Origin of the sequence: Pseudoalteromonas distincta (assembly GCF_005877035.1) — a bacterium.
GTDB lineage: Bacteria > Pseudomonadota > Gammaproteobacteria > Enterobacterales > Alteromonadaceae > Pseudoalteromonas > Pseudoalteromonas distincta.
Window position 1 is genome coordinate 2,398,291 of the sequence record NZ_CP040558.1, and the last position, 25,187, is coordinate 2,423,477.

17 protein-coding genes are annotated in these 25,187 nt (G+C 38.7%); 13 read left to right on the forward strand and 4 right to left on the reverse strand.

Annotated features, from left to right (window positions below):
* Nucleotide 1 precedes the first annotated feature (1 nt).
* From bcsA to FFU37_RS10765, 10 genes are all read left to right on the forward strand, one after another.
* Entirely contained in the window at nt 2-2,671 is a 2,670-nt protein-coding gene (gene bcsA, locus FFU37_RS10720; RefSeq protein ID WP_138489462.1) for a UDP-forming cellulose synthase catalytic subunit, read from the forward strand.
* The gene (gene bcsB / locus FFU37_RS10725; RefSeq protein WP_138489463.1) at nt 2,664-4,910 is read left to right on the forward strand and encodes a cellulose biosynthesis cyclic di-GMP-binding regulatory protein BcsB; all 2,247 of its coding nucleotides are present in this window, start codon (nt 2,664-2,666) and stop codon (nt 4,908-4,910) included. Before bcsA ends, bcsB begins: the two co-directional genes overlap by 8 nt.
* Entirely contained in the window at nt 4,910-6,040 is a 1,131-nt protein-coding gene (bcsZ, locus tag FFU37_RS10730) for a cellulose synthase complex periplasmic endoglucanase BcsZ (RefSeq protein ID WP_138489464.1), read from the forward strand. Before bcsB ends, bcsZ begins: the two co-directional genes overlap by 1 nt.
* Nucleotides 6,031-9,846 carry a cellulose synthase subunit BcsC-related outer membrane protein gene (locus FFU37_RS10735; protein ID WP_138489465.1) on the forward strand — a complete coding sequence of 1,272 codons (3,816 nt, stop codon included), beginning with the start codon at nt 6,031-6,033 and terminating at the stop codon, nt 9,844-9,846. The genes bcsZ and FFU37_RS10735 overlap by 10 nt, the downstream gene beginning before the upstream one ends.
* A 247-nt stretch (nt 9,847-10,093) precedes the next feature.
* A complete protein-coding gene (locus tag FFU37_RS10740; RefSeq protein ID WP_024598453.1) occupies nt 10,094-11,587 on the forward strand; it encodes a peptide MFS transporter in 1,494 nt (497 codons plus the stop codon).
* Nucleotides 11,588-11,734: 147 nt separating this feature from the next.
* Complete coding sequence (locus FFU37_RS10745) at nt 11,735-14,464, forward strand: metallophosphoesterase (RefSeq protein ID WP_138489466.1); 2,730 nt, start codon at nt 11,735-11,737, stop codon at nt 14,462-14,464.
* Nucleotides 14,465-14,782: 318 nt separating this feature from the next.
* A complete protein-coding gene (hppD, locus tag FFU37_RS10750) occupies nt 14,783-15,829 on the forward strand; it encodes a 4-hydroxyphenylpyruvate dioxygenase (RefSeq protein WP_002958202.1) in 1,047 nt (348 codons plus the stop codon).
* A gap of 136 nt (nt 15,830-15,965) precedes the next feature.
* Entirely contained in the window at nt 15,966-17,279 is a 1,314-nt protein-coding gene (gene fahA, locus FFU37_RS10755) for a fumarylacetoacetase (protein WP_039487124.1), read from the forward strand.
* 143 nt (nt 17,280-17,422) lie between these two features.
* Nucleotides 17,423-18,586 (forward strand): M23 family metallopeptidase, encoded by a 1,164-nt coding sequence (locus FFU37_RS10760; RefSeq protein ID WP_039487126.1) that lies wholly within the window; start codon nt 17,423-17,425, stop codon nt 18,584-18,586.
* Nucleotides 18,576-19,058, forward strand: a complete 483-nt coding sequence (locus tag FFU37_RS10765) for a bactofilin family protein (RefSeq protein ID WP_002958196.1) — start codon at nt 18,576-18,578, stop codon at nt 19,056-19,058. The genes FFU37_RS10760 and FFU37_RS10765 overlap by 11 nt, the downstream gene beginning before the upstream one ends.
* A 21-nt stretch (nt 19,059-19,079) precedes the next feature.
* On the opposite strand, the gene FFU37_RS10770 is transcribed toward FFU37_RS10765, so the two are convergent.
* Nucleotides 19,080-19,553 (reverse strand): hotdog fold domain-containing protein, encoded by a 474-nt coding sequence (locus FFU37_RS10770; protein ID WP_002958195.1) that lies wholly within the window; start codon nt 19,551-19,553, stop codon nt 19,080-19,082.
* Nucleotides 19,554-19,736: 183 nt separating this feature from the next.
* Here FFU37_RS10770 and FFU37_RS10775 point away from each other — a divergent pair, with 183 nt between their 5' ends.
* The 3 genes from FFU37_RS10775 (at nt 19,737) to FFU37_RS10785 (ending at nt 22,108) form a co-directional block, all read left to right on the forward strand.
* Entirely contained in the window at nt 19,737-20,936 is a 1,200-nt protein-coding gene (locus FFU37_RS10775) for a multidrug effflux MFS transporter (RefSeq protein ID WP_002958193.1), read from the forward strand.
* Nucleotides 20,933-21,577 (forward strand): LysE family translocator, encoded by a 645-nt coding sequence (locus tag FFU37_RS10780; protein ID WP_024589445.1) that lies wholly within the window; start codon nt 20,933-20,935, stop codon nt 21,575-21,577. The genes FFU37_RS10775 and FFU37_RS10780 overlap by 4 nt, the downstream gene beginning before the upstream one ends.
* Nucleotides 21,578-21,643: 66 nt before the next feature.
* Nucleotides 21,644-22,108 (forward strand): methylglyoxal synthase, encoded by a 465-nt coding sequence (locus FFU37_RS10785; protein ID WP_138489467.1) that lies wholly within the window; start codon nt 21,644-21,646, stop codon nt 22,106-22,108.
* A gap of 19 nt (nt 22,109-22,127) precedes the next feature.
* Here the strand turns inward: FFU37_RS10785 and yegD are convergent, their stop codons facing one another.
* The 3 genes from yegD to FFU37_RS10800 form a co-directional block, all read right to left on the reverse strand.
* The gene (gene yegD / locus FFU37_RS10790) at nt 22,128-23,492 is read right to left on the reverse strand and encodes a molecular chaperone (protein WP_138489468.1); all 1,365 of its coding nucleotides are present in this window, start codon (nt 23,490-23,492) and stop codon (nt 22,128-22,130) included.
* Between the two features lie 62 nt (nt 23,493-23,554).
* Nucleotides 23,555-24,397, reverse strand: a complete 843-nt coding sequence (locus tag FFU37_RS10795) for a DNA ligase (RefSeq protein WP_138489469.1) — start codon at nt 24,395-24,397, stop codon at nt 23,555-23,557.
* A 33-nt stretch (nt 24,398-24,430) separates the two neighbouring features.
* On the reverse strand, nt 24,431-25,087 hold the full coding sequence (locus FFU37_RS10800) for an HAD family hydrolase (protein WP_138489470.1): 657 nt from the start codon (nt 25,085-25,087) through the stop codon (nt 24,431-24,433).
* Nucleotides 25,088-25,187: the final 100 nt, after the last annotated feature.

Consider the following 25,187-nt stretch of genomic DNA (forward strand, 5'->3'; position numbering starts at 1 on the left):
AATGAGCATTACATTATTTTATCAGCGCCCTATTCACAGCACTTTATACTTGCTGCTGAGCATTTTATTTACTGATAAGTTAGTCCGGTACATTTTATTCAAGTTTCATAGCTACTTTAATCAACATAAAGTAAATGTTATTGAAGCTTTTATAATGCCTTTTATTACGCTTTTAAGCTCACTGTTTATAAATATTAAAAAGCACAAAATCAGCTTTGAATATACCCTTTATGACTACTACCCTCATTTAAGGTTGCCTTACCGAACCTACATTTACTCAAATATATTACGCTTTATTATACAAAGTGTTTTTTTAGTGTTTTTTAAAAACCAGCTTAAATCTAGTTCTGTAAAAGAAGATGCTGTTAATTATTTTTATGACGGCGTTAGCTACCTTTTAAGGCAATTACGTTGGTTTGATTTAAAGCTAGGTAGATTGTTAAAGCGCCTACTATCAAAAAACAAAAAAGGCCCTAAAAAAAGTGCGTTTAAAACCATGGCGGATGCGCGTGTATGGCAAAATAAACTAGTCAAATACGTCATTCTCGCGTTTATTCTATTTTTATTAGCAATATTTATTACAATTCCTTTTAGCTTGGAAGCTCAAGCCGTTTTTATAAGCTTTATTTTACTAGTTGCGTATGCGCTTAAACGAGTAAAAGGCCAAATGGCAACCATTGTCATGATTACTCTGTCAGTAACTACGTCTTCTCGTTACTTGTGGTGGCGTTACACTGAAACTTTAAATTGGGATGATCCACTTGCACTTGCACTAGGTGGTGGCTTATTACTTGCTGAAACGTATGCCTGGCTTGTACTGATTTTAGGTTTTTTCCAAACAATTAACCCGCTTGAGCGAAAACCAGTGCCTTTACCAAAAAACACTGACTTATGGCCAACAGTAGATGTATATATTCCAACTTATAATGAGCCGTTAAGCGTTGTAAGGCCCACTACTCTGGCTGCTCTAAGCATCGATTGGCCTGTGGATAAATTAAATGTTTATATATTAGATGATGGTAAGCGCCCAGAGTTTAAGGAATTTGCAGAGGAAATTGGAGTGGGCTATTTAGCTCGTTCGGATAACAATCATGCTAAAGCCGGCAATATGAATAGCGCTATGCGTTATACCGATGGCGAATATATCGCAATTTTTGATTGTGACCACGTTCCTGCTCGCTCGTTCTTACAAATGACGATGGGGCAGTTTTTAAAAGACAGTAAAGTATGCTTGGTGCAAACACCGCATCACTTTTTCTCTGCAGATCCGTTTGAGCGAAACCTTAACAACCATAGTCAAATTCCTAACGAAAACATGTTGTTTTATGGGCTTATTCAAGACGGTAACGACATGTGGGATGCGACCTTCTTTTGTGGCTCTTGCGCCGTATTAAAACGAGCTGCGCTTGATGATATTGGCGGTTTTGCGTTTGAAACAGTAACGGAGGATGCTCACACAGCACTTCGTATGCAGCGCGCTGGTTATAAAACTGCTTATATAAATATTCCACAGGCAGCAGGTCTTGCAACCGATAGCCTGTCAGCGCATATAGGTCAACGCATTCGCTGGGCGCGTGGTATGGCGCAGATATTTAGACTTGATAATCCATTAATGGGTAAGGGTTTAAGCATTCCTCAACGATTATGCTACATAAACGCAATGCTGCACTTTTTATCGGGTATTCCTCGTATTGTATTTTTAACAGCCCCTTTAGCGCTAATATATTTTAATGCATACATAATTTATGCCCCATTTTTAGCTATTTTTATTTATGTAGTGCCGACATTAATTCAAATAAAAGCGACTAACTCACGTATTCAAGGCAAATATCGTTACTCCTTTTGGGGTGAAGTGTATGAGTCAGTACTTGCTTGGTACATATTAAAACCAACCACCGTCGCTTTATTTAATCCCAATAAAGGTAAATTTAACGTAACCGAAAAAGGCGGTTTAAATGATGAAGAGCATTACGATTGGGGTATTTCTAAACCGTATTTAATTCTCTTACTTATTAATTTACTCGGTATATTAGTGGGTGTATTACGTCTATTTTTAGGTGACCCAAGCCAGATTGGCGTACTTATAATAAGTATGGGTTGGGCTTTTTATAATATTATAATTTTAGGTGCTGCGGTTGCTGTTGCTGCTGAAGCTCGTCAAGTGAGGCACTCGCATCGTATAAAGGCAAACTTTCCTGCCGGCGTTCGTTTAGCAAATGGTCATACTTTGAAAGTAAAAATAACGGATTATTCAGATAACGGCGTGGGCATAGAGACAGATCACGCGCATTTATGTCGTGTTAACGATAAAATTGAATTGTTAATGAGTCGTGGTAATAAGCAATTTTCGTTTACAACGTATGTATGTAATACCCGCAAAAAACAAATTGGCCTTACACTTAAAGATTTATCTCTCGAAAAACAGAGAGCTTTTATACAATGTACCTTCTCAAGAGCAGATGCTTGGCTAGATTGGCAAAATAACTTTAGACATGACCGTCCATCGTATAGCTTCAAAGAAGTACAAAAAACCAGTTTACGGGGCTTTAGTAATTTATTATTTCATGCTCCAAGAGCGTTACAACCAGTTATTAAGTTAATGACTAATATTGTCATTTACATAAATTCATTTACTCCAAAAAAACCGATAGTGCATAATAATTATGATTAAAAAGTTACTTAATACATTTCTAACATTGTTACTTATTAGTAGCGCATCTAAAGTGCTCGCTATCGAGCCTATGCACGACAAAACCCTGTTTGTAAATGGCTACCCTGAGAGTGCCCAGGTTTCTAGTTTACGCCTTAGCTTTGAAAAATTAGGATTCAATGACTATAAACTCGACGGCGTGAATAATAATTCTCGTGTCGATTTCACAAATAGAATTGATAAATTAAGCACTAATTTAAAGCTTAACTTTTCGTACACTAACTCACCTTCATTGCTGGCTAATGTATCGCACTTAAAAGTTTATTTTAACGATAACTTAGTAACAGTATTACCTATTAATGAACAGCTAAGTGTTGTAAAAAACACGGTAAGTCACAGCCTTGACCTAAATGCTAAATACATTCAAGACTACAACCAAATTCGCTTTGAACTAGTTGGTTACTATGATTTACGATGCCAAGATTACTTTAGCCGCTCAATTTGGACTGAAATAAACAAATCAAGCCACATAACGCTTGATCAAAAACAGTTAGCAATTGATAGCCGCCTTGAATATTTACCAGAACCATTTTTTGATGCTAAAGATTACAACAAATTAAACTTACCTTTTGTATTTGCAAGCACACCTAATACACAAGCAATAGAAGCGGCAGCCACTTTATCTAGTTGGTTTGGCGCACAAGCAGACTGGCGTGGCGCTAACTTTCCCGTAGTTTTAAATAAAGCACCAGAGCAGCACAGTGTGGTGTTTATTACTAATGACTCAAAACCTGATTTTTTAAACGATTATCCAGATGTTGAAAAGCCAACCGTCGAGCTAATTTCAAGCCCTATTCACAGATACAATAAAATGCTGCTAATTTTAGGGCGTGACGAAAAAGACTTAAAAACAGCGGTTACTGGTCTTGTGTTTGGTCATAAAATTATGACTGGCCGAAGTGCAAGTATCGAAGCAATTAACAAACTCCCACTGCGTAAAGCTTATGATGCGCCGAGATGGCTTAGAAACGATCGTCCCGTGCACTTTGACGAGCTTATTGACTATCCAACTCAGTTACAGGCTGAGGGACTTAACAACGGTCCTATAAAACTAAATGTTCGTTTTGCACCTGATTTATTTACTTGGCGTGAAAAAGGTATTCCTATTACTTTGCAATACCGTAATACGCCAGAGAGCGAAACCTTAAATTCACGTTTAAACATGTTAATAAACCAAGAGTTTATAAGTGGTTTTTTACTTGATAAAAAAGACACATCGTTAACTACCGCTAAAACCTTGCTGCCTTTAATCGCTAATACAGACACAACGCAAAGCGCTGAAGACTTTTCATTAGACGGTATTAATCTTGCCAGCCGAAATGAGTTAAATTTTGACTTTAGATTTGCAGTACTTAAAAAAGGCGAGTGTGCCATTGCTCCACCTGGTGGCGAATACGGCGTAATTGATGGAAACTCCAACATTGATGTAAGTGGGTTTGACCATTACATAGCTTTGCCTGATTTAAATGTATTTGCAAACAGCGGATTCCCATTTACAAAATACGCAGACTTACAACAAACTTTAGTATTGATAGATGAAGTTCCATCATCTAAAGCGCTATCTGTATTGTTTAATTTAACAGGCCACTTTGGTGCTATCACAGGTTACCCCGCTCATAGAATAAGCGTTGCTCACTTAAATGAAGATGCCAACTTAGATGATAAAGACATCTTAGTAATCGCCAAACCTAATAGCATTGCTAATAACTTAGATGAAGATGCGCAAACTAATATCTTGCTTGATAACAATCAGCGCGCTATTAAACAAGCTATATACAATGGTGCTTACGATGAGCAAACAACAGATAAAGTTCAAGTAAGTATAAAAAGTAGTGGTGATATTGCCGTTATTACAGGCTTTCAATCACCGTTTGATTCAGAGCGCTCAATAGTATCGCTCAGTGCAACATCACAAAAAGCCTTTACTCTACTAGATGATGCGTTAATGAGTTCACAAGCGCTTGCGCAAATTAAAGGCAGTGCTGCGGTCATAAACTCTCAAGGCATTAAAACAATTAAAACTGATGAGCAATATTTTGTTGGTCACATCCCTGTGCATACCCTAATTTGGTTCCATTTATCCGATCACCCGTTTGTACTGGCACTGTTGTCTATTTTAACACTACTGCTGATCTCATTTATTATATGGCGATTACTGCAAGCATTAACATACAAGCGCTTAGCTGAAGGAGATAAGTAATGAAGTCACTCATTAATGTATTTTTTACCGTGATTGCATTATTTACCTTTAATGCCAGTGCACAAATAGAGCAATGCCAACCATGGGATGCATGGCAAACGTTTAAAAGTAACTTTATAAGCCAAGATGGCCGCGTTATTGACTTGGGGAGTGAACAAAAAGTCACAACCTCTGAAGGCCAATCCTATGCGTTGTTTTTTGCTGTTGTAGCAAATGACAAAGCAATGTTTGACTTAGTGCTTGATTGGACGCAAGAGCATTTATCAGAAGGTGATTTAAGCACTCGTTTACCGGCATGGCAATGGGGTGTTAATAATCAAAATGTTGGCGGAATTTTAGATTCAAACCCTGCGTCTGATTCTGACTTATGGATAGCATACAGCTTATCGCAAGCAGCTATTCTTTGGGATGAGCGCCGCTACAGCATATTAGCAGCTGTACTTGCACAGCGAATAATGCGTGAAGAAACCGCTTATATCTCGGGCCTAGGTTTATCATTACTACCCGCTCCTACAGGTTTTGAATTTGATAATGAACGTTTTAAGTTAAACCCGAGCTACTCACCATTATTTATTTACCAGCAGTTTAAAAAGCTCTACCCACACTCGCCTTGGCATCAATTACACGAAGGCTCAGCAAAGCTAATTTTAGATACAGCAAAGCAAGGTGTTAGCCCTGACTGGGTAATGTTTGATGCGAATAATGGCTTTTACTACGATAAAAAAACGAGCGACTTGGGCAGTTATAACGCCATCAGAGTATATTTATGGGCAAGCATGATGGCAGACGACGCGCCTTATAAAAAAGAGCTATTAGCGCAATTCAACCCTTTTATTGAAACAATTAATAAACGTGGTTACGTGCCTTTAAATACCTTTGCTAAATCTGGAAAATCTGAAAAAAGAGGCCCTTTGGGCTTTAATTCAGCTTTATTACCTTTACTGGCGACTAATAACGATAATTCTACGGTAATGGCGATTCAGCAAAAACTAATGATTGATAAATCATTTACCCAGACTCGTTATTACGACAGCGTGCTTAACTTGTTTGGTACAAGTGCTTTAAATAAGCGTTTTTCAATTACAGCAGATGGGACGCTACAACCGGTATGGAGCACTGAATGCCGTTAAGGTTTGCCCTCGCTTGCACATTAGCACTTAGCTCTGGATTAAGCGCTAACACAGTCAACGATATTGATACGCAATCTGTTGATTGGTTACTAAGCCAAATAGGTATTGGTGAAGCACAGCAAAATAAAAAACTAGTTGAAGATAGCTTACGAAAGCTAGTCGCCATTGCCCCTGCCCGAATAGAAACGCAGTGCGCAGTAGCGCGTTATGATTTTGCCAATGGCGAATCAGTGAAAGCCAACCAGTTATTAAGCAAAATAGATAACGGGCTTACCAAACAGGCTCCGTGCGTTGAAAAGCTTAAAATACTCTCTCGTATTGAGGGTAAAGATAAGTCTTTAATTCATGAAGCTAGGCTACTTTCTCGAGCTGGACGTTATGAACAAGCCCGTGAAATATACAATAAAATATTTAAAAACACCTACCCTACACTTAATTACGAGCTTGAGCATTTAAGCTGGTATGGACAAGACAGCGACCAATGGGAAAGTGTTAAAAAAGGCTATGAAAAGTTATTAAAAAGCTATTCTAATATCGCTCAAGTAGAAATACCTTATGCTCGCCATTTACTGAGGAAAAACCCAGCAAATAGTAAAGCGATAGATATTTTAAGTAATTACGGAACTAGCCCTTCTTTTATTAATGAAGTTGAGTTTATTTGGCTTGCAGCTCTTAAGAGTATGGATCTTACTCAAAATACAGTTGAGCAATACCAACGTTACTTCTCTGTGTATCCATTTAGTAGTAAAGGTAAGTTACAATATGAAGATTTCCAACGAGATTTTAAAGTAAGACAAGCATTACTTGCCGATCCCGCGTATCAGCTTTGGCTCAAAGGCGATCGTTTACTTAATAATAAAAAATTAAAAGAAGCTGAGCCCCTACTATTAAATGCTTTAAAAGGGCGGCCAACCGATAAAGAAATTATGCGCAGCTTAGGGTATTTGTATTTAGCGAAAAGCGACTACAAAAAATCATATTACTATTTTTTTACCGCGCAAAAATATACACCTAACTTTGATGAGCGTGAAGGACTTAAAGAACTCGCGACAGTTGCGAAGTTTTGGCTGTATATGTCTGAAATGGAAGATGCTATAGAGCAATCTGATTTTAAAACAGCACAATTAAAACTAAATCTAGCTGAGCAATTAAATCATGACCAAGAAGCTTTTCTTTATAACAAAGGCCTATTATTAGTAGCTCAAGGAAATTACACACAAGCAGCTACCGCCTATCAAGCAGCCCTAAAAACCAATCCTTTGTATGAAAATGCCTTACTTGGCTTATTAAATATCGCGCAACTAGATCAAAACCAAAAATCAATTCGCAACTTTTATAATTCATTAAACGCAAAGCAACGAGATTTAATCTACCCCTCATATGCACTAGCTACCAGTAATACTCTAAGGGATAAAGCAAGCCAGTATACTAATGGTGGAGAGCTAGAAAAAGCAGAAGAATTACTTAAGCAAGCTATTGAGCTTTCACCTGAACAACCTTGGTTATATTACGATTTAGCTTTTATATACCAACAAAAAGGCCTGACTCAACAAGCACGTGATTTATTTAATAATGTATTGTGGCAGTTCCCGCTAAACCCCCAGATTAGATATAGCCATGCTTTATTTTTGCGCTCTATAAATGATTATGAAGGAGCTTTGGATACACTTAAATATATTCCTTTTAAAAATCGAGATACCGACATTATTGCTTTAGAACAGCAATTGTTGCTTAACGAGTCTCTTACTCAAAGCCAGCAATATCTTGATTTAAAAAACAAATCTGTCGCCATCTATCATTTAAGTAACTTAGAAGCGAGAGAGCTAACACCTGAAATGCAAGCTGAGCTTTCTAATAGTTGGTACAAAATTGATGAAAAACGACATGCTCTTAAATTGCTTTCAAGTGCCCTTTCATCTGACTCATCTTTGTCGCCTTATTGGCACCTTTTACAAGGCCAGTGGATACTAGAGCAAGATAACCAAGTTGAAATAAAACGCTGGTTTGAGGATTACGTGTTACCAGAGAGCGCTTCTGAAAACGAAACGGCTCAATATGTGCAGTTACAAAATAACTACCTCAACCAGTTTTATACCGGCAGTGACTTAATTGCTAAGCTCAATCAGCTTGATCAAAAATATAAAGATATTCCAGCAACAACAACTGCCCTTATTAATGCAAACTTAGCGCTAGAACAATATGAAGCAGCCGTTATCTTATATCAGCGAAAAGTACAAAGTAGTCAAACTATTGAGCCTCAAGCGCTTCTCGCTATTGCTAATGCATACATAGAACTTGGAGATGACTTTCAAGCAAAAGAAGTTACGCAAAAAGCGATAGCGCAAACCACATCGCAAGAGGGTTATTTACAACGCCAAATCATGTCATCTCTTAATGAGTTTAATTACTCAGGGGATGCACTTTATTTAGCTAAGCAACTTATTGAAAAGTCACCAAACGATCAAGAGTTACGCTATTTAGGTGCTCAAGTAGCCAGTAAGTTTAATGAAACCGAACAAGCACAATCTTGGTACGCACAAACCCTGTCACCTAATCGTACTTTAAACGAAAAAGAGCTTTACGCAGCGCTTTTAAAAATAGATGAAAACGATCAATGGTATGTAAACGGTGCTAAACGTGAGCTAATAAACGAGCAAAACAAAAACCAAGCATACATTGCCATTGGTGTTAACTTTAGTGGACAAACAAGCACCGAAAGTGAAGCAACACTTGGTGCGGGCTTAGTACCAATTGAAGCTTACTTTCCACTTTGGCAAGGCCAAGGTTTTATTAAAGTAGACCCGACTACTATTAGCGCACAAACAACTCGCTTTGATGAGCAGTTCGCTGGTAGTCGCTACGGACAAGGTGCTTTATGTATTTTCACTTGTTCAGTCGATGAAGTGACACCAGAGGAAAGTGGTGTAGATATAGGTATTGGTTGGCAAAACGAAAACTGGCGTGTAGATGTAGGCACTACCCCTCTTGGCTTTTTAATTGAAGACTTTGTGTGGGGTGTAAATTACGCAGACAGTTTTGGCGACTTTGGATACAGCCTAGAACTTGAAAAGCGCCCAGTTACAAATTCAGTGCTTTCTTATGCGGGCTTGAAAGATGTAAATACAGAAGTTTGGGGGGGCGTACGCTCTACAGGCCTAACAGCTAATGTATCACACGACTTAGGCGGAAAATGGGGTTTTTGGTCAAGCGCCGACTTTACTCTCTATAAAGGCCAAAATGTAAAAGACAACCAACGCTATCGTATGATGGGCGGTACTTATTACCGTGTAATAAGCAATCAAAAGCGTGAATTTATCGTAGGCGCTAGCTTATTACATTGGGCATACAAGTATAATTTAAGTGAAGAAACATGGGGCCATGGTGGTTATTACAGTCCGCAAAACTATGTTGGTCTATCCGTGCCTCTCACTTATGACGCGCGTTGGGGCGATGATTTTGTTTATCGATTAAAAACCGGTGTTTCGTACTCGCAAACAAAAACTCAATCTATTGATTTCTTCCCTAACGATAGCGATTTGCAAATAGCTGCGTATGATAGAGAATCAATAACAGGTGTTGACCCTGTATTTGAAGGTGAAACAAGTTCTGGTGTTTCATATAATCTTGAAGGTAGTTTTGAGTATAGAATAACGCCGAATTGGTTTTTTGGTGGCTACTTAGCCATCGATCGTTCTGACTTTTACGAACCAAACTTTGGTCAACTTTACATACGTTACTATTTTAACCCTGTTTATGGAACGCTTGAGTTCCCAGGTACCCCTATTGTTCCTTATGCTGAGTTCTAACTTGGCATAAGGTGATACACCGCGCAATACTTCCCCTAGCACTAAGGTATATGTATACTTGTGCCCAATTGTAACTAGGATAAGGGTGTGTCTCTTACCTTCTGGTGTTACTACCATATAGCAAATCATTATCTTAGCTACAAATAATAAACTGATGGTCGAGCATTTTAGTATGACTAAATACTAAGATAGCTAAAGCAAAAAATTATAAGGCCATTACAACAATTCTTAAAGTTAGGAAGTAAATATGAGTTCAGCTCCAGATAGTGGTTGGTTTGGCCACCCTAAAGGACTTTCGACATTGTTCTTCACTGAAATGTGGGAACGAATGAGTTATTACGGTATGCGAGCTATGCTCGTATTATTCATGACAGCAAGCTTACAAGAAGAAGGCCTTGCCTTTACTGTTGCATCAGCTGCTGCAATCTATGGTTTGTACACAGGCGCAGTATACTTTTTAGGCTTACCAGGTGGGTGGCTAGCTGATAGATTGTTTGGTGGTCAAAAAGCAGTTTGGTATGGCGGCATAATTATTATGATTGGCCATATTATTTTGGCTATTCCACATGATTATTCTTTCTTCGTTGGCTTAATATTTGTAGCAACAGGTACTGGTTTACTAAAACCAAATATCAGTGCAATGGTAGGCCAATTATATAGCGATGCTGATGAGCGTCGTGATGGCGGTTACGCTATTTATTACATGGGTATTAACATGGGTTCTTTAATAGGTTACTACGTATGTGGTTACTTTATGGAGAACGTAGGCTGGCACTGGGCATTTGGTGCGGCAGCTGTCGGTATGGCCATTGGTTTAGTGCAGTACAAACTCACACTTAATAACTTACCAAAGCACAGTGCTTTACCGGCTAATCCATTAGGCTCTAAAGGTACTTCACGTGCATGGGGCGGTATTGCTGCATTTGTAATTGCAGCTGCTGCAGTTACTACGGCTGCAATGACCGGCGCTATTGTTATTAATCCAACTGTAGTTGCAGGTTACACAGCCATTGTATTTACTATTATCTTTTTTGTTTATTTTGGAGTTATTTACTTTACAGGTAATTTAACAGATGCCGAAAAACAAAGAATGTGGGCACTATTTTTAGTATGTATTGCATCTGCATGTTTTTGGTCTGGCTTTGAACAAGCTGGTTCATCATTAAACTTATTTGCTCGCGACTATACTGACCGTCTTATTGGTACTTTTGAAATCCCTACAACGTGGTTTCAATCATTAAACTCACTGTTTATTATTGCTTTATCGCCATTTTTTGCAGCGCTTTGGATTAACTTATCTAAAAGCTTAGTATCACCTAGCTACAGCGTTAAATGTGCAATTGGCTTAATTATCATGGCATCAGGCTTTTTAGTTATGTTTATGGCGGCTCATTACGCAGCTGAAGGCTTAAAAGTTGCGCCTTACTGGCTTGTTACTACGTACTTTTTACATACAGTGGGTGAGCTTTGTTTAAGCCCTGTAGCATTAAGTGCTGTAAGTAAGTTATCGCCTAAACGTTACACTGGCCAAATGATGGGTGTGTTTGTATTAACTTACTCAATCGGTAACATCATCGCAGGTTTACTTGCTGGTAATTTCGATCCGAATAATGTTGATGAAATTCCTAACTTATACTTACAAATTGCATTATTTAGCATTGGTGTTGGTGTTGTTTTAGTACTAATGACTTTTAAAGCTAAAGTATGGGAAAAACAAGGTTTAGAAGAGAAAGTCTCTTAATTATTGTTTATTTCAAATGTAGCAATATAACCTAAGACAATTCCTCCATAGCTTCTATGGGGGAATTTTTTATTCAACTTTGCCCTGCCCCCGTTAACTGATATTATATCCTGATTGGTTATTGAATAGACTCAGGGACATCCGTAGATGCAATCGTTAACGATATCACGTGTTATTATATTTATATTTCTTAGCTTTATTCTAACTGCCTGTGGTAGCGGTGATGAAGTGACGGTTAATCCAAACGATCCTGTTGAGCCTGAACCTAGCAAATTAACGCTATCAAGCGCTAATGGTTTAGACGCTACTTTAGACGAAGGCAATTTTATATTTAATGCACCTTCCAGTGCTATTTCTAGTGATGTAGAGCTTACCTACGAGAAAACATTATTAGATGAGACGAATATACAACAAAATATAATTTCTGATTTACATGCGCTTACGCCCTCCACGCTTACTCTTGAAAAACCTATTACCATCACAATAAAAATCCCTGATGACTATGCATTAGGCGGACAACTGTTTATCGCAAAACTATCGGGCGCTAATTGGGATACTGTTACAAATTCAATAGTTTTAGATGGATTTGTTAGCGCTCAAGTAACAACACTGGGCACATATGCAATACAAATGCAGCGCAATGAAGCTTTTGCAAATATCGGCCCAACTTGTGACGCTAATGCAACAGAGCAGTCGGTAAGGTTTGTTCACGTTGCCGATTTACATGCTCGCTTTGGCTATGAAGAGCAATATTTCAGCCGGATAAAAGCCTACTACAACCAAGTAGCAAGCCAAACTCCGCACACCTTATTTACAAACGGTGGTGACGACTATGAAAAAGGCACCGTTGCTGAGCAATTATCACAAGGTACCGCGACAGAAGAAGCTATAAAAGCAATGCAGTTTGACCTGCGAGTCGTTGGAAATCATGATTATGCTTGGGGCCCTGAAAAATTACTAAGTTATTCCCAAGACGAGAATGCAATTGTACTTGCTAGTAATACTCGTTATGAAGCAGAGCAACTACAAGATTTTGCAGGCGTAGGATTTGCAAAAGTACAAGTAGGGTGTATTACACTTGGTGTCTTTGGCATGACCTCAGTGCCATGGAATGAGCTAGATGAACCAATTCAAGATGATCCGATCCCTGATTTTATTAAACAATTTAAAATGAGCTGGCAATGGCAACAAATCGCACAAAGCATCGTAAACCAATACAGTGATGATGTAGATTACATGATTATGTTGAGCCACTTAGGTGTAGGCCAAGATACTGATATGGCAACAAACGTACCCGGTATAGACTTAGTACTTGGCGGCCATACACACGGTGGGGAAAGCTACACAACCCTTGATAACGGCGCTATTGTTTTACAACCGGACTTTTACGCTAAAGGTATTACGGACTTAACGCTTAATTTTAATTTAGCTGATAAATCATCCCCAGTTGTTGATTACAAAACGATTGAAACCGATACAATTGATGAACGCGATGAGGCAACAAAACTAGCTATAGATGAGATAATGGGGCGTTATGCTCCCGATGCAGAAACGGAAATCGCTATTTCTGAAAACTATCCAACTGATGCGCAGCTAGCCGAAATCACCGCCTTAGCCGCAAAACATTCAAGCACAATTAGCGCAGCATTACTTAATCCTGAACTAGTACAAAAGCGCTGGACACCCGGCACACTTACTCAAGAAGACTTCCATAAAGCTTTTTACGTAGAAAGACAGCCATCAAATACGCCAGGGTTTAACTCTATTTATAAAGTAACAGTATCGGGAAGCGACTTAACAACGATGTTTGCAAGTCAACCAGATTGGTTTTTACTTAAACCTGAAGATATACAACCCACAAATAATTACGAAGTTGCACTATTTAAAGGAGCAGCTTTGAATCCTGATTTATTTTTTAATAGTGTTACATTCTCAAACGTAGAACCAATAGCTGAAGCTTGGTGGCTACTTGATAAATATGCACGTGCTAGAACAAGTCAGTGCCTACACCTTGACACTGACACCGAACTTTATTCATGCAACAACTTAGCAAATGTAACCGTATGGAACTTTGACGATACTAACAACCCGTTAGCAGCTGATTTTGGACCTTCGGTACTTAGCTACTTTGATCCAGATGAAACAAACTGGGGCACTGCAGAGACACAATATAGCACCACTACTCAATTAAATATTGATGATTTAAGTGATGGTCCTTCAGGTGTTATGGCGTTTTCTCGCCACGCTCCAACAGAAGGCTTACTTATTGATTTAAACACACCAGCAAATGGTGACTTTGCAAATGAAGGAATGGTGTCTGACTACACCTTGGTTATGGATTTATACTGGCCCGCAGAAGGTAAAGATATTTACCGTGCAATTATGCAAGCCAATACAACTGATTATCTTAATGATGACGCCGATATGTTTATTGACCCAAGCGGCGGCTATGGACAAGCAACTAGCGATAGCGGCTATTTTGGCAACACACAACCTGACTCTTGGCATCGTATAGCTTTTGTATTTTATACAGCACCAACCAACGGGGTATTTGAAGTCTATATAGATGGAGAACTTGCTGGCGTAAAAGAAGATGGCGAAATCGATAGTCGCTGGGCACTCAATCAATCTGTATTGCTTTTTACAGATAACAATTACGAAACAGTACCAGGGTACTTAAACTCGCTGCTTTATGCAGGACGTGCTATGACCAGAGATGAAATTAAAAGTATGGGCGGCGCACAACAAAAGCTGTCTTTTGAGCAACCGACGCGAGTGCTAAATCAAACCATTGAGCGCCATTACCAAGCAGCTCCAGCAATTAAAACTAACGTGTGGATAGAACAACGGAACAAGTTCTTTGGTAACGGCTCTTAAAGTGTAAACAATTACATACAAAAAGGCTTTTGCTTATTAATTGTAAAAGGAGGTTTAGCGCAGGTTAAACCTCCTTTTTAGTATTTAAATACAATAACTTAAAAACAAGCACTCCCACTTGAATTTATACCATATAACTTCATTTTACTTAACTGTATTACAAACACGTAACTTTATAATAACCGTCCTATAAAATTTACACATGCGCTACATACTAAATAGCGCCCTCCTCTTCCCCAAATTAAAAATCTGGTTGATTATCTACTGCAATATGACAACAACACATAATCGCAGTGCTTAATTGCGGGAGTAATAATAATGAGTGAAGTAAATAACTATTTGGGTTTAGTCGGTATTGAATTTACCGAGTACGCAACACCTGATGCTGATTATATGGATAAAGTATTTACTGATTTTGGCTTCTCTAAGCTTAAAAAATTCAAAGGTAAAGACATTGTTTATTACAACCAAAACGATATTCACTTTTTACTGAATAACGAGCGTGAAGGTTTTTCTGCAGAATTTGCTAAAAGCCATGGCCCTGCTATTTGTTCAATGGGTTGGCGTGTTGAGAATGCGCAAAAAGCATTTGAAACTGCAGTAGAACGTGGTGCAAAACCAGCGACCGACTCAACGCATAAAAATATGCCTTACCCTGCAATCTATGGTATTGGCGACAGCCTAATTTACTTTATTGAACAATTTGGCGACAAAGGCACTATCTACGAAAGTGATTTTGAAGACTTAGAAACGCAAAATGTTGTAGAAGATAAAGGCTTTATCCGAATCGATCATTTAACCAATAACGTTTATAAAGGCACCATGGAAAAATGGGCTAACTTTTATAAAGACGTATTTGGTTTTACTGAAGTACGCTACTTTGACATTAAAGGTCAAAAAACAGCGCTTATCTCCTATGCACTTAAATCGCCATGCGGCACCTTCTCTATTCCAATAAACGAAGGTAAAGGTAACGATAACAACCAAATTGATGAATACCTTGGTGAGTACAACGGCCCAGGCGTTCAACATTTAGCGTTTTTAACAGATGACTTAGTAAGCTCTCTTGATAAGCTTGATAAATCAACAATTGCCACTTTAGATATTATCCCAGAGTACTACGATACTATTTTTGACCGTGTACCTTGGGTTGCTGAAGATAAAGAAAAAATTCGTGAGCATCAGATACTCGTAGATAGCCAAAGTGAAAATTGTTATTTATTACAAATTTTCTCTAAAAACTTATTTGGTCCAATCTTTATAGAAATGATCCAACGCGTTGATGATGGTGGCTTTGGTGAAGGTAACTTCCAAGCATTATTTGAATCAATCGAACGTGACCAAGAGCGTCGCGGCGTTTTATAAAATATTTGAGTAAATTAAAAGCAGCGAACTTCGCTGCTTTTTGTCGTTTTAATATTTAAAAAGTATGGCGCCAAGTACAAGTATGATTAAATAAACTATACCTTGTAGCCATACAGTAAAATCCAAAGGAAATGTAATGAGCCTAATTAACGAAACCCACGATATTAATTTAACCAGCTGGGTAGAATCAGCTAATGTTGATAATTGCGACTTCCCGATTCAAAACTTACCGTTTGCAGAATTTCGTCGTAAAGGGTCTGATGAGGCCTTTCGTGGTGGTGTTGCAATTGGTGACCAAGTAATCGATTTAGCAAAACTGAGTAAATTAAATGTTTTAACAGGTGACGCTAAAACAGCCGCAGATGCAGCAAGTGAAGCAACCTTAAATACATTTATGGGTTTAGGAAAGCAGTATTGGTCAGCTCTTCGTTTAGCGCTTTCAAAAGCACTAAGAGCAGGCTCTGAGCACCAACAAGCGCTTAGCGATACATTGGTTGCACAGTCTGATATAGAGTTTTCTTTGCCTTGTCGTATCGGTGATTACACCGACTTTTACACTTCTATTTATCATGCTACTGCTGTGGGTAGTTTATTTCGCCCTGATAACCCATTACTACCTAACTATAAATGGGTACCTATTGGTTATCATGGTCGCTCTTCATCTATTGACGTATCGGGTCAAACATTTCATCGCCCTAAAGGCCAAACTAAAGCGCCTGATGCAGAAGTGCCATCATTCGGTCCTTGTAAACGCCTTGATTACGAACTAGAGCTGGGTATTTACTTAGGTAAAGGCAATGCACTGGGCGATGCAATCGCTATCGAAAATGCTGAAAACCATGTATTTGGCTTTTGTGTATTTAACGATTGGTCAGCACGTGACTTGCAAGCGTGGGAATACCAACCGCTTGGTCCATTTTTAGCTAAAAACTTTGCCTCAACTGTATCGCCTTGGATTGTAACAACCGAAGCATTAGCGCCTTACAGAACAAGCTGGACACGTGATGAAAACGATCCACAGCCTATGGACTATTTAGAATCAAAAGCGAATCGCGACCAAGGTGCTTTTGATATTCAAATGGATGTTAGAATTCAAACGCAAAAAATGCGTAGCGAAGGCCATAACCCAACGCGCGTATCAACATCTAGCTTTAAGCACTCTTACTGGACTGTGGCACAAATGGTTACTCATCACACAGTAAATGGCTGTAACTTTATGCCAGGTGACATGCTAGGTTCGGGCACTCAGTCAGGTCCAACGCACGAAGAAGCAGGTTCATTACTTGAGCTTTCTCGTGGCGGTAAAGAAAAAATTACGCTAAGTAATGGCGAACAACGCAGCTTTTTAGAAGATGGCGATAACGTTATTATGCGTGGCTGGTGTGAAAAAGAAGGCTATGCACGTATAGGTTTTGGCTCTGTAGAGAGTACTGTACTGCCGGCAAAATAATACGCATATTAAAAAATTTATTAAAAGGGCTGCTTACTAAAAGCAGCCCTTTTTTATTAATTTTTGAACAGTTACAATTTTTTTCTAGCTTTTTTAACTCAAATTGCTATCTTAATTCGGTTAATAGCCAGTGTTTATATGCCATGTCAGTATTTATAAAGTCTTTTTATCATAAATTTTTCCCTGCTCGTCAGCTACTTATTCGTCAAAATGGCGAAGTTAAGCATGTTGTTTTAGCCTCTTGGTTTCAACTTCTTGTAGCGTTGCTTATTTTAGTCACTTTTACTTGGCTGAGTATTTCGAGCTTTCGTGTTTATACACAAACAAATAAAATCTCTGACATAAAACAAAATCAAATAACCGAGCAAACGCTGTGGCAACAAAAAGTCAGTGAGCAACAAGCCCTTCAAGCAACGCAGTTAGAGCAACTTGCAATTCTTGAGCAAAAGCAGGCGCTACTGCAAAGCATGATAGAATCCCTTCCTGCTTCAATTAGCAAAGATGTTATTAAGCTTGATACAGAACTTGATGTACCTATTAATGAAAATGGCAATGAATTTCATGAACCATTAGTCGATGAAAATCAAAAAGGTAAACAAGCACAGTTAATCGCTCCAATTACATTCGCAACAAGAGTGGCCAACTTAAATAATCATTATGAGCAAAGCTTTACCTATTTAGATAACCAAATTAGTGAACGTCACCAAGCCATTTTAGCTATGGTCAAAGGCGCAGGAATTGAGTCTGCGCTTGAGCAACACCTAATATTAAGCGCCCAGACAACTGCGCAAGGTGGGCCACTTGATATTTTTAACGAAACAAAAATTCCAAGCCACTTTTTAGCCATCGTTGATAAGTTATTAATATTAAATAATTTAGAAAACTTTTTAACTGAGCTACCAAACACCCTGCCTTTAGCTAAAGCTAAATACTATATTTCGAGTAATTTTGGCCTTAGAAAAGATCCTATGAATAGTAATCATGCCTTTCATAAAGGAATTGATTTAGCCGGTTGGCATAAAACCGAAATATTCGCTCCAGCAGACGCTGTAGTTCTTCGTGCCGGTCGTAATGGTGGTTATGGTAACTTTATTGAGCTTGAACATAAAAATGGCTTAGTGACTCGATTTGGACACTTAAATAAAATTAAAGTAAAAAAAGGTCAATCAATCACTAAACATGATGTAATCGGACTAATGGGTAGCACCGGCCGAAGCACAGGCACACATTTACACTACGAAGTATTACTTAATGGTAAACAAGTCAATCCTCTAAAAATAACAAAGGCGCTTTCTCGTGTTTGGTAGAAAAAAACAAAAAACAGTTAGCTCTAATTTAAAAAGAGTGAATCACACACCGTCTATTATTTCTGAAGACGTACGTCTTACAGGCACTTTAGTTAGTCAAGGTGAAGTACAGCTTGATGGCCGTATTGATGGTGACATAAAAGTGGAGCATTTAGTTATTGGCTCAGCGGGAGTTGTTGAAGGTATTGTTGAAGCTAAAAGCGTTATTGTTAAAGGTAAAGTTATTGGGTCTATTAATGCCAGTGAAGTAAAAGTACAAAGTGGCGCTCATGTTCATGGCGACGTATTTCACGATACATTGAGTATTGATGCAGGCGCAGTAATTGAAGGCAGTTTAAAGCAACGCTTTGAAAAAGAAGAGCCGGAACTAATTTCGAAAGAACTAAAACCCGCAAAAGAAGTTAAAGCATTATTGAAAGAAGATGGCAGCGACTTATCATTTGTAAATAAACAAGCCGCTGATAAAAGCTAAGTCAAATCAGCTTTACGTAAGTTACCTTTTCTCAGTAATGTACATAGTAATATCTGCAGTGAAAACAAGCTCATTGCGGGTATTATACAGTTTCACCGGTACTACTAAGTCTTCTTTATCAATCCACTTGTGTGGTAAATCAATTTCAGCGACTGCTCGTACATCTGTATCTACTTTAGCCAAATACCTAACTGTCATCCCTTTTGGGATCCAACGGTGCGTTTTAACTGGCACTGTTGCATCAACCATTACACCTGCACACAATTCAGCTAAATTACACTGCGCAATAGCATGAATAGTTCCAATATGATTATGAACGCTGCGACGGTTTTTAACCACCGCACTACAATGGCCCTCTCTCAAATCGAGTACGTAAGGTTTCATCGAACCAAAATATGGCGCTTTAAAGCAAACAGCTTTAGTAAAAAGCCAATTCCCAAAAGGTAGGCGCTTAAATTTATGCCATGTTTGTACAAGTGCAGATTTATTACTCATTATTATTTTCCATCAACAGTTACTTTTTTAAAATTAACACATCAGACCAGTTTTAAAAAGTCCATTTATGCTGGCTTTTTAGCTTAATCCAATCAAAAAGTAAGAATGACGACCTATGTAGGGGTCATAAGCCCTTTCTTTTTTATGAGTGCCCACCTAAAATACTCGACAAAAGGAGACTCAATGCAAACACAGCCCGCTAAACCTAATATGACTTTGTTACTTATCTTAGCGTTACTCGTTATATTTTGCCCTATGGCAATCGATATTTACCTACCTGCTTTTCCAACTATTGCAGAACAATTTGCAGTTACTGAACAACAAGTACAGCAAACCGTTGCTATTTTTATGCTAACAGTGGGTTTAGGCCAATTAATTGCGGGCCCTTTAGCTGATAGATTTGGCCGAAAACCAGTGGCAGTAGTGGGCATTAGTTTGTATGCAAGCTCTGCATTACTCGCATACTACTCGCCTTCTTTTGAGATATTACTAATAGCACGTGCTTTTCAGGGATTTGGAGCGTGTGCCACATTTGTTGTCGCATTTGCGATAGTGCGTGATAAATATGGCAGTGAACGAAGCGGACAAATGATCACCTACCTTAACGGGATTGTGTGCTTTATTCCGGCAATGGCACCTATTTTAGGGGCTTGGCTTACCGTACAGTTTGGCTGGCGTATGAACTTTATGTTTTTAACCGCGTTTGCCATTTTGGGCCTTATTGTTACCCTATTCTTTTTTAGAGAAACGCGCCCTGCTGATAGTCATTATCAGGGGCATATTTTAGATTTACGTCGCTTTACTCCGATTATTAAAACACCGGTATTTTTGTTTAATAGCCTAATTTGTATGGTCTCAATGTCAGCCATATTAGTGTATGTAACGCTCGCACCAGGCTGGCTTATTACACATTTAGGGGGCACCGTAGCCGACTTTACTTTTTGGTTTACGTTAAATGCCGTAATAAGTATTGTCGCAAGTTTTATTTTACCAACCTACATTAAACGAAATAGCCAACGTGCTTTGCGTGTCGGTGTGAGTGTACTGGTTTTCTCAGGTATTTTAATGCTAGCCTTGAGTCATATAGAAACAGCATTTGCGCTTATGCTACCTATCTTAATTGCAGCATTAGGGTTTGCTTTAAGTTTAGGCTCTGCAGCAGGAATGTCTCTGTCTAGCTTTCCTAAACAAGCAGGCACAGCCTCTGCATTACTCGGTGCAATGCAAATGAGTGGCGCAAGTATACTCGTCGTTTTAACCCAATATTTAGGGCTAAGCACACCGTGGTTGATTGCTTTTCACTTATTATTACTAGTTCCGCTTTGGCTTATTTTAATGAGCAAAAAAGCACATACTTTACACCCAGCTAAAAGTACTCAATGATCAATCCTGACTTTCTAGTCTCGTTTTTATTAGCCAGCTTTTTAATGGCAGTAGCGCCTGGGCCATCAAATGCATTTTTGATGGCGCAAACATTTGCTAATGGTCGAAGTGCTGGTATGCAAAGTGCTTTTGGTTTTGCATTAGGTGGGGTTGTTCATACGCTATTTGCTGTTGTAGGCCTAAGCGCAGTACTGAAAGCTTCCCCTAGTGCCTATGCCGCAGTGCAATATGCAGGCGCAGCATACTTATGCTATTTAGGGTTTATGATGATTAAAGGCACGTTAAAGCAGCCAGAGCCGACACCTGATGACAAGCAAACCGATAAACCGCATATAAGTACCAGTAAAAAAAGTAATGTCATGTTTCAGGCCATGATGACTGAAGTATTAAACCCTAAAGTAGCATTATTCTTTATTGCATTTATTCCACAATTTGTAGATCCAACGCTTTCATCGGCTACTTTTCAGCTCGCGTTTTTTGGCTTACTTTACCCTCTTTTTGCTTTTCCGATTGACTGCACGTATATTTATTTTGGCGACAAAATTGCACAGTTTTTTAGACGTAACCCAAATAGCCAACTTTGGATTGATAGGATCACTGGCATTGTATTTATTGCCCTTGCTATCAATCTATTATTTTAACTAACCTGCACTTTGGTTAAGAGATTTATTCTTCCGAGTTTAGGTTCATCAATAAAAAGAATTAGCATGGAACAAAAAAAACAATCTCTTCCCGCACAAAAAAATATTGCTTTAGTGGCACACGATGGTAAAAAAGCAGCACTAAAATTATGGTGTGAAAAGCACAAAGAAATACTAAGTAAGCACACTTTATATGGCACAGGTACTACGGGGCATTTAATTCAAAAAACTACGGGGCTTGATGTAGTTCAGCTTTTAAGCGGTCCTATGGGCGGCGATCAACAACTTGGCGCTAAAATAGCAGAACATGAGATACATGTTTTAATATTTTTTTGGGACCCATTAGCATCACAGCCTCATGACCCTGATGTTAAAGCACTACTGCGTTTAGCAGCTGTTTGGAATATTCCGGTGGCGTGTAATGAGGTAAGTGCAGATATGTTATTAAGCTCACCGCTTATGGACGTAGAGCTTGAACGTACATTGCCAGATTACGAAAAATACCTCGCAACCCGACAAATAGATCTTTAAACCTCAATTGTAATCTAGGTTATTTATAAAGCATGCTGGCCCATTTAGTCAGGCCAGCGGTTACACTACCAAAGTGATCCCCGTTAACCATTTTTATATCGCCTAAGTGCTCACTTAAAGCCGCTTTAATCAATGGTGATTGTGCACTACCGCCTGTTAAATAGATAATGTCTGGCGTGGTCGCAGCGTCACTGATTGCTTGTTTTGCTAAAGTAACTATTTGGCTAATACTACTCTCAACGGCAACAGCTAAATCGCTTACCGATACATTTTTATTCAACCCACTATCTAAAAAGCTTAAATCGCAATCAAACGCACTAGCAGACGAAAGTGCTATTTTAGCCGCTTCACCTTGTTGTACTAACTGATGGCCTTGCTTGTTTTGCTGTAAATGTATTAAACGCTTATAAAGCTCAGGTGCACTTACATCACGTAATTGTGCGTTTAGCTCTCGGGTATGGCTTTCACTATAAAATTGGCTTTGTAAGTTTACATCGTTAATTTTACACGCTTGCCAAAACGCTTGATTAGGCAAAGGCAAACCCGATTTAAACGTACTACCTAAACCCAATAACGGCATTAAACCATGAAAGCTCAAAGCAATATCTAAATCGTTTCCGCCAACACGTTTACCACTGTGAGATAAAAAATCACTATCGCGCTGACTATTTCCTCTAAAGCTTGGGCCCATTTGTACAAATGAGCAGTCACTTGTACCACCACCAATATCAATAACGAGTACTTTTTGATCCTGAGTTAAATCACTCTCGTAGTCGATACCCGCAGCAAGTGGCTCATATAAAAACTCTACGTCTTTAAAACCAGCACGTTTAGCAGCACGCTCTAAAATACCGACCGCTTGTTGATTTGATTGCTCACCACCCACAGCTTGAAAGTTTACTGGACGACCAATCACTGTTTGTGTAAGTGTTTTACCTAAAGAGAGCTCAGCGCGTTGCTTAATTTTTAAGATCATCGCAGTTGCGATATCTTCAAAAAAGTTAATTTGACCTTGCTTTAAACCTGTTGCACCAAAAAATGATTTAGGGGACTTAACAAAATAGCCTTCTTCAGGAAACTGCACGTACTCGCTAATCGCTTCACGACCAATAAATAATGTTTCATCTGAAGGTTGTAAATCAAGGTCTGACTTAATACGAGGTAAGGTATTTAATAATGCTTGGCGCTGAGTTAAAAAGTCATGCTCATGGGCTGTGCCATGTAAATGCTTAGCAACAAAATCCACAACCAACGCACTGTGATGAGTGTAAAGTGTAGACGGTAAGTAATGTTTTCCTTGCTCTAGCGGTACTAATTGAACATTACCCTCGCTCATTACACCCATAGCACAATTAGAACTACCGTAATCAAAACCTACAAACATACTTCACCACACATTACCAAAAAGGCCGCGCAATTTAGCACACTTTGTAAAATTTATAAATGTTATAAACTATCTCTGACCCGTAAAAAACTGGCAAAACGCGGTAACCCATTTTTTGTTAAGCCATGAAATCGGTACGTTACAGTACTACCAATCTCCGGTGGGATAGAGCGCTGTGCATCATTAAACCCAGTACCAATAGAGAATACCTGCCCCTGCGCTGTTTTTACCCTTAATGCCCCTAACATACCTTGATATTTACCTTTGCCTGGTAAGTGCGCAATTACAACCGCTTCTGCATCTAAATAAGGTTTTAATTTTAGTAATACATTACTCCTTCCATTGCTGTGCTTAGCGCTGGCCAAATGAAGCATTACGCCCTCGCCGCCCTGCTTAGTTATGTTCTCAAAATACTCTGTAAGCTGCTCATTATTTGTAAAACTATATTGAACTACAGCACTAATGTGCGGCGAGTTTAGGCTAGTAATAAGCTCATTATAGTTTTTATAGCGAGTGCTAAAAGGCAGATTTTTATCTGGCATATCAAATACTTTATAAGTAATAGTTTGCCAATCATGATTATTAGGTTTTTTAGTTCTGACTATGCCACTAAGCGCAGAAAAGTGCTCACGTTTAGTCCACAGCTCACCATCAAGCCATACATTTGGCAATGGCGCTGTAAACCAACTTGGCGCATTGATAATATTACCCTTACGAGTGACAAACTCCGTGCCGGTCCAGATAGCTCTTACGCCATCATATTTTTCACTGACTAAATATTTACTTACATCATAATGCTTCGTTTCGTCATATACTTTAGCCAGTAAAACTGACGGTTGTGCTGCACTTATGCATTGCGTAAAAAGTACAATAACAATTAAAAGCAGGTGTTTAATAGTAAACATTGGCGCATCCAAGCACGTAAAAGTTGGCTTAAACTATAGTTGAGATTGCGCCCATTGCCAAAACTCATCTAAGTTGCTCATTTGATAGGTAGCTTGGCTAAAGTCGTGATCTTTAGTATGGCTATTGGCAATGGCTACAACACGTAACAAAGCATTGTTGGCCGCCGTAACGCCGGTAAATGTATCCTCAACAGCAATTGCATTGCCTGCCTGTATATTTATCTGCTCAAGTGCCAGTAAATATGGGTCCCCTGCAGGTTTAGGATTAGTTACATCATCTTTTGTAACCACCGTATCAAACAGCTCATAAAACCCTAAGCCTTTCAGTATTGGCATAGCTTCACTTTTAGCACTGCCTGTTACTAGCGCCATTTTTAAGCCACTCGCTTTTACAGCTTTCAATGTTTGCTCTGTAAATGGCATCAGTGGTGGTAAATGTGTTACTACATATTCACCAAATAAACGGTATTTTTCATCTGCTAAAAACTGTGCACTTACCGATAAGTTATGCTCTTGCTTAATTTCGATTGCGGCTTCTAAAGTGGGCCGTCCCGAAAAGCGCTGACAAAAATCATTTTCTAAATAACTAACACCGTAGGGTTTAAGTAATTTACTCCAGCATACAAAGTGCATGCTTTCTGAATCAACTAATGTGCCATCCATATCAAACAATATTGCTTTTAAAGTCATACTCATTCCTTATACCAACCTGCATAGATCTTTGATCAATTTAACGAATTAAATTGCACTATAACGTCGTTAAAAATTTTTTATTTAGAACAACTAGATA